Raw genomic sequence first — 7,216 nt, forward strand, 5'->3', positions numbered from 1 at the left:
TCTGTATGGCAATGAAAATACAGCCAATGCCTATAACTATGGTCATTTACCAGAAATCATTCTGGATGGTAAAGGTCGTGGTACTGCAGTTAAGCACTACTGCTTAGGCCGTATTTCACATGAGCTGATTCAAGTGATGCCAGACAACCGTACCGTGATCATGGGCGATGACTATACCAACGGCGGTTTCTTTATGTTTATTGCAGATAAAGAAAAAGATTTATCTGCTGGGACGCTCTACGTTGCCAAGTACACTGCTGAGCTGAATGAAACCTCTACAGCACCGATCAAATGGATCAAACTGGGTCATACCGACAGTAAAACTATTGAAGATTTGGTCAATGTTCGCGGCATTAAAGCTGACAATATTATGGAGAGCTTAACCACTGCACCTGCTGACTTAAGCGGTTATACGCAGATTGTATTGGATAAGAAAACACTCTGGATCAAGTTAAAAGAAGCCAATAACGGTTTCAGCAAAGCAGAAATCGAATTAGCGGCTGCCTTCCTCGAAACGCACCGTTATGCAGCCCTCAAAGGCGGTAGTATGGCCTTCACCAAAATGGAAGGAACCACCGTGAATATCAAAGATAAAGTGGCTTATTCTGCACTTGCCAATATTCAAGACTCGATGATCGAAGGTAAATCGAGCTGGGTTGCTGCACACAATGTTAAATTCAAGAGCACATTAAAAGCTGGTGGTGTACTTGCCCATGACCTGAAAGGCAGCCAAGTTGACCACTTAAATAATGTGATCAATAGTGAATGGACACCATATCAAAGCCATATGATTCTCATGGGCAAAGATATTCCAGCAGACAGCTTGGGCAATACCGCTGATCCAAATAACATTGCTAGCCCAGACAACTTAAAATTCTCTGAAACATTACGTACTTTGTTCATTGGTGAAGATAGTGGTAACCATACCAATAACTTCCTTTGGGCTTATAACGTTGAGACTAAATCTTTAGATCGAATTCTTTCAACACCAGCAGGTGCAGAGTCAACAGGTCTACATGCGGTTGACTCAGTCAATGGCTGGACCTATATCATGAGCAACTTCCAACATGCAGGTGATAGTTCAAGTCTTCCTGCTGATTTAAAAGCAAAAGTTTTGGCTAACTACAATGGTGGTTATAGTGCAAGTGTTGGCTATATCACCGCTGATCCAGTTGCGCCATCAATTGAGAAAAAAGCTTAATTTAAGCAATCCACTCAAAAAAAAATGCCGACATCATGTCGGCATTTGTTTATCTCAATCCATCACAATCCAATCATTCAGCTCGTACTCGTGCTTATATGAAATGAATCGAACAGTAAGCTCATTTCATTTAAAGATTGAAATGATAGCGGTCACCGAACAGATCAACTTCTATGATAAAAAAAGCCCCTTTAAATAAGGAGCTCAATTCAGTTAATTCAGCTTTATGCGGTTAATCACCAAAGTCTGAATAATCTTTGCTGCTGAATTTACTATAGCTTTTCCACGGTTCTACAATATTCACCTGTTGGATATTGGCTTTTAAAATGTCGTAGCGCAAACCATCTAAACTGCGTACTTCCACCCGTTTGGCAATATTATTGCGATTGTCCCATTCGATGCTCATTTTATTTTTCTTATTCTGACTTTCATACCAAGTACTATTGCTGTCTTTTTTCTTAACGGTCATTCCCTTTAAGCTTTTAGGGTCAATCAATGAATACACACAGCTCCAACAGCTACTCAGTCCTAACATATCGACATCGGCATCTTGTAAATGCACAACGGTTTTATCTTCCATCAGCACCAAATTGAGTTTGGGCTGTTTTTTCTGATCAATAAAATAATGCTGGGCCGCTTCTGCTAAATCCAAATGTTTATGCCCGCCCTTTTCATGTCCATGTTGGTGATGTTTAGGTAGTACACGTTCAATCCAAATATTCTGAGTATTACGATACATACGCTCCTGAAACACACTGGTTCGGGTCACACCATCATTGCCAATGCTTTGGGTCTCACGGGTAATATTGGCACTTAATACTGGGGCTGCATGCAAAGACGTCATTCCCACACTCAGTAATACCGCACTCATCACTAGACGCATGTTATTTCCTACATAAAAAAACCTCAGTCATAGTGACTGAGGTTGTTTGCAATATGATGAAAAGCTTCAATAAAGTATTGACGGTCTGTTAACATTTCAACCATGCTCTGTCGCAAGTATCTGTGAAATGTTAGCAGCCCCTATTTAAAACCAAACGCTTCTTTTAATTTGCTGAATACCCATACATTTTCACGTGTACCTTTAAATACTTGTGAACCCGCACCTTCAGCAAATAACAGCACATCACCACCCCCATGGGTTTCAGAACCAGGACTGCCGAGTTTTACACCAACTTCTTGCAAGTAATCATCTGCAGCTGCGTCATTGTCAGTAATGTCGATGCGCGATGTTGGACGCGGGCCACCACCATTACCAAATACCAAGGTGGTTGAGGTTTTACCATTGACATCCAGATTCGGTGCATGCTTCTTGCCGTCAGCCAATACACGCGTACGGGCGTCTGTTGCTTTGGCTTCTTGATAGCTATAGCTCAAACCCAAAATACCCGGGTTGGTGGTTGTGGTTTTCCCCGTACGCGCGGTATAACCGTTAAAGGTCATGGTATGGTCATGGTCAGCGGTCACCACGATCAGGGTATTCTTTAATTCAGGGTCAGTTTTCTTGATTTTATCCAATGCCGTCTTAATTGCATTATCAAAAGCAATGGTGTCTTGCAATGCGCGTTTGGCATTGGTTCCATGCAGGGCATGGTCAATACGCCCGCCTTCCACCATCAAGAAAAAGCCTTTGCCTGCAGTATCTTGAGCTTGTAGTAAATCAATCGATTTTGCGGTCATTTCAGCCAAACTTGGTTGGTTTGGCGCTGTTCGTGCTCGGTCTAAATCGTATTCCAAATGTGAGGTTGCTGAATAAAGACCGATGTATTTTTTATTCAATGGTGCTGCATCCATCTCTGCTTTGGTCGCACCAACAGTGTAGTTTTTAGCTTTTAATTCATTCAGTAAGTTACGCCCATCAACACGACCCTTTTTATTGTCAGTCGCATTATAAGGGGTGAAATGATTGCGCCCACCACCCATCAATACATCAACGCCATCTAACAGTTTTGTATTATAACCTGCACCACCCGGAATCACCTGACGCGCAATCTCAAACTGCGCATTACGATGACACACATGAGCAAAGGTCGCCGCTGGAGTTGCATGGGTCAATTCTGTGGTGGTAATGGCACCGACTTTCTTGCCACTGGCTTTAGCCAATTCCAAAATCGTTTCCGCAGGACTTCCTGCCGCTACACTCGAACCTGGGGTTGGGCAATTATTAATGGCATTCGATACTTTGGTACCATCTGGTGCTGTACCCGCACTTGGTTCAACCGCGATCGTTCCAGGCGTCATCCCAATCACTTCATTACGAGTTTTCTTGCCCGTCATATAAGCAGCCATTGATGGTGCACTGTCGGTGGTTTGACCATCTTCTGAATAGGTCTTGATACGTACGGTACGACGTAAGGTGTCCATGGTTAATTTGCCAGATTCACCATAACCATAAATACGGCTTGCTGTGACGGTGGTTGGGCCCATGCCATCACCCAAGAAGAAAATGATATTCTTGGCTTCACCCGCAGCTTGTACGCCAGTGCTTGCAGCAACTAATGCAACAGTTAAAACAGATGCTTTCATACCAAACTGACCTAATTTAAATTGTTTTAACATCATCGTTCTCCAGTCTGTTGTTATTTATCTAGGCCAATGGCTTTGCGAACTAAGTTAAAGACTTCAATGTTTTCAAGGCTACCGTGGAAGTTGTCTGAACCAACACCAATCGCACCTAGGAACACATCGGTACCCCCATGTGTTTCACTGTCTGCAAACCCAGTTTGCACCACAGCCTCTTGCTGGAAGTCATCTGCAGCAGTACCCGTACACCACCCTTCTTTGTCGATATCCGTACCACGACTATCAGTAAATTTACCCGCTGGGCCCGTCACTGGATTACAGCTGTCGTTATCGGCCAATGCCCCACGCGCTTCGATACGATCATTGTCTAAACGCTTTTTACCTGTACCAAAGCCGATAATTGGATATGGGTTACCATTCACATCGGTTGAGAAACCTGCTTTGTTATAGTTTTTGACTAAACCAAGCACACTGGTCTCTGCCCCTTTCACATATTTACCCGTACGTTTTGCATAGCCATTCAAGACCATGGTGTGATCATGGTCAGCGGTCACCACGATCAAGGTATTCTTGAGCTCAGGGTCGGTTTGTTTGACTTTATCAATCGCAGCTTTAATTGCATTATCAAATGCAACCGTGTCTTGTAAGGCGCGCTTGGCATTGGTGTCATGCAGTGCATGGTCAATACGTCCACCCTCAACCATCAAGAAGAAGCTTTTGTTTTTCGCGTGGAGGACATCAATGGCCTTGGTGGTCATATCGGCAAGGCTTGGCTCATCAATTTTCTTATTGGTACGATCCAAGTCATAGTTCATATGGCTGGCATTAAATAAGCCCAATAATTTTTTGGTCTTGCTTGGATCAATTTTGGCTAAATCACTTCCGCTTGAAACAAAGTTATAGCCTTGATCTTGCATTTCTTTGACCAGATCACGACCATCAGCTCGTTTACCGCCCGATACCGTCGTTGGTTTAAACTGACGTAAGCCACCACCCAAGACCACATCTACACCATCCTTTAATTTAGTATTATACGCGCCCCATCCTGTACCTTTACCTGCAGGAACAAGCTGTGCCGCAATATCGTTCTCGGCATCACGATGGCACACATGCGCATAGGTCGTGGCAGGTGTTGCATGAGTAATACGGGTTGTGGTAACTAGCCCAGTGCCCATGCCTTGTGCCTTAGCAAGTTCAAGCAATGTTTCTGCTGGTTTCTTGCCTTTATTGGATGCAACATCGTCACAGGTACTGGTGCCGTCTGCTTTCGGTGGAGATGCGATGGTGCCTGTCTGCATGGAAACGACTTCATTGTTCATTTTCACGCCCGTCATATAGGCAGCCATAGACGGTGCACTGTCTGTCACTTGACCATCTTCTGAAAAGGTACGAACAAATGCAGTTTCTGGCAGCGTATCAATGGTCAAATCGCCATCTTCCCCAACAGAATAAATACGCGATGCGGTTAAGGTGGTAATCCCCATACCATCGCCCAAGAAGAAAATTACATTTTTTGCGGTGGGTGTTTTTGGTACTTCTGTTTTTTCATTGTTATCACTATCGTTACAAGCAGTCAGTCCCGCTGACAAAACTGCCATTAAACTGACCGCCAATAGCTTTTTGGAAAAGCCCGTCTTTGATAAGAACATAGAATATCCCCAGATGTATTGTTTGGACGTAACTTGATTTGCTACACCATAACAATGCTGGGTGACACTTTTATGTCATCGTGATGACAGTATTATTTCATCTTGTTGTTTTATATACATAATTATGTTATAACATATCAACCTAACGCTTCAGATCAACGTGCAAATTAACCACTTGTCCCTGCTGTTCACCCTGTTGAGATTTTTCTAGCCATTGCCATTTGGTATCAGTTAATCTTAAAAAATTAGAGCATCGTGTTCCATAAACTGGGCTTTGAATAAAGGTGGATGACAATAGGGCTTCCATCTCAGGATTAATTCCCGTATCAGGTAACAGATTGGCAATGACTTTACGCTCATCTTCCAGAATGTCCCAAACCGCAGACACCAAATCCAATTCTGCGACTTGAGGCTGCTGTAGTATGGGTAAAAACTCCTGAGTAAAGCGTTTACGCAAATGTCTGGTTTTATGCCAGTCTTCAGACATTAATCCATTGGACACCACATAGACGCCATTGGCCAGAACCTGTGGCGCTTCTCCACGATTGCTCATATACACCGCCTGTTCACGATCACCCAGAAACAGGTTAAAGCCCGCATAGTCCTGCTGATTCTGTTCCAGCATTTGCGCAAAGCGGATGGGAGCTAAATCACTTTCCAGAAAGTCCTGAATCAGGTGTCCGCGTGAAGTGCTGTACTGGTTCTTGTCCCGACCATTGCGGAAGTTGGTCACGATTGCCCAGCGACCTGGTGCGGTCACACCCATCCATGTTCCACCCGACTGCAAATCCTGCCCTGCCACAATCGGGCGGTTTTCCCACTGATGCAGGGGAGCACTGGGACGATGGTAAAACTCATCACGGTTTGAAATGAGGCAAAGTGGCATCTCATCTAGCACATGCCATGCAAAAGCGACAATACACATTATTTTGTTCTCACATCTTTACACATTGAATGTACAACATTTTTCACATCATTCCGCTACAATCTGCTCAAAACTTAATTTCAAATTCTAAATTGAGGAAAAGCGATGCTGACCTATCCAAATATTGATCCAGTGGCACTGAGTTTAGGGCCAGTCAAGGTACACTGGTACGGATTGATGTATCTATTGGCATTTTTATGTGCATGGGGCTTGGCATCTTACCGAGCCAAACAGCGCGATGGCTGGACAGCCGACATGGTGTCCGACTTGGTGTTCTATGGTGCTTTGGGTGTGGTGCTGGGTGGTCGGGTGGGCTATGTCCTGTTTTACGAGTTCGGCAAGTTTCTGGAAAACCCACTATGGTTGTTTCAGGTCTGGACTGGGGGCATGAGCTTCCACGGCGGCTTCCTCGGTGTGATGGTCGCCATGCTGTTCTGGTGTCGGAAATACCAAAAAACATGGTTTCAAACACTGGACTTTATTGCCCCCTGTGTACCCACAGGCCTGATGTTCGGTCGTATCGGCAACTTTATTGGTGGTGAGCTATATGGCCGTCAGGTGACCAATCCTGATTATCCGTTTGGCATGATTTTCCCAACAGACCCACTGGGCTTGGTTCGTCACCCGTCACAGATTTATCAGGCACTGTGTGAGGGTCTCATCCTATTTATCGTGCTGTGGTGGTTTAGCTCAAAGCCCCGTCCACGTATGGCAGTTTCAGCTTTATTCCTAATCGGTTACGGCGTGGCACGTTTCTTTATGGAATTCTTCCGTCAACCCGATGCAGACCAAGGTTTTATCTTATTCGGCTGGATGACCAAAGGGCAAATTCTCAGCTTCCCAATGATTATTATTGGACTATGGATGATTTGGTATGCCTACCGTAAAAATATCTATGATTGGCAGCTTAAAAAATAA

Annotated in this window: 6 protein-coding genes; 2 read left to right on the top strand and 4 right to left on the bottom strand. The window is 44.3% G+C overall.

The genetic code is table 11. From position 1 onward, the window contains the following. Nucleotides 1-1,201, top strand: a 1,201-nt coding sequence (locus HMPREF0023_RS09290; protein WP_008941956.1) for a PhoX family protein, incomplete at its 5' end; no start/stop codon positions are given. A gap of 232 nt (nucleotides 1,202-1,433) precedes the next feature. On the opposite strand, the gene HMPREF0023_RS09295 is transcribed toward HMPREF0023_RS09290, so the two are convergent. From HMPREF0023_RS09295 to HMPREF0023_RS09310, 4 genes are all read right to left on the bottom strand, one after another. Further along, entirely contained in the window at nucleotides 1,434-2,084 is a 651-nt protein-coding gene (locus HMPREF0023_RS09295) for a hypothetical protein (protein WP_004678533.1), read from the bottom strand. Nucleotides 2,085-2,224: 140 nt separating this feature from the next. Then, complete coding sequence (locus HMPREF0023_RS09300) at nucleotides 2,225-3,760, bottom strand: alkaline phosphatase (RefSeq protein ID WP_017396440.1); 1,536 nt, start codon at nucleotides 3,758-3,760, stop codon at nucleotides 2,225-2,227. A 20-nt stretch (nucleotides 3,761-3,780) separates the two neighbouring features. Beyond that, nucleotides 3,781-5,373, bottom strand: a complete 1,593-nt coding sequence (locus HMPREF0023_RS09305; protein ID WP_008941958.1) for an alkaline phosphatase — start codon at nucleotides 5,371-5,373, stop codon at nucleotides 3,781-3,783. Nucleotides 5,374-5,515: 142 nt separating this feature from the next. Next, complete coding sequence (locus HMPREF0023_RS09310; protein ID WP_008941959.1) at nucleotides 5,516-6,298, bottom strand: NRDE family protein; 783 nt, start codon at nucleotides 6,296-6,298, stop codon at nucleotides 5,516-5,518. Nucleotides 6,299-6,403: 105 nt separating this feature from the next. On the opposite strand from HMPREF0023_RS09310, the gene lgt reads away from it, so the two are divergent. Continuing rightward, on the top strand, nucleotides 6,404-7,216 hold the full coding sequence (gene lgt / locus HMPREF0023_RS09315) for a prolipoprotein diacylglyceryl transferase (RefSeq protein WP_008941960.1): 813 nt from the start codon (nucleotides 6,404-6,406) through the stop codon (nucleotides 7,214-7,216).

Source organism: Acinetobacter sp. ATCC 27244 (assembly GCF_000156555.1).
GTDB lineage: Bacteria > Pseudomonadota > Gammaproteobacteria > Pseudomonadales > Moraxellaceae > Acinetobacter > Acinetobacter haemolyticus.

Coding starts and splice junctions, on each gene's coding strand:
- HMPREF0023_RS09295 (WP_004678533.1), bottom strand. CDS start 2,084: ATGCGTCTAGTGATGAGTGCGGTATTACTGAGTGTGGGAATGACGTCT.
- HMPREF0023_RS09300 (WP_017396440.1), bottom strand. CDS start 3,760: ATGTTAAAACAATTTAAATTAGGTCAGTTTGGTATGAAAGCATCTGTT.
- HMPREF0023_RS09305 (WP_008941958.1), bottom strand. CDS start 5,373: ATGTTCTTATCAAAGACGGGCTTTTCCAAAAAGCTATTGGCGGTCAGT.
- HMPREF0023_RS09310 (WP_008941959.1), bottom strand. CDS start 6,298: ATGTGTATTGTCGCTTTTGCATGGCATGTGCTAGATGAGATGCCACTT.
- lgt (WP_008941960.1), top strand. CDS start 6,404: ATGCTGACCTATCCAAATATTGATCCAGTGGCACTGAGTTTAGGGCCA.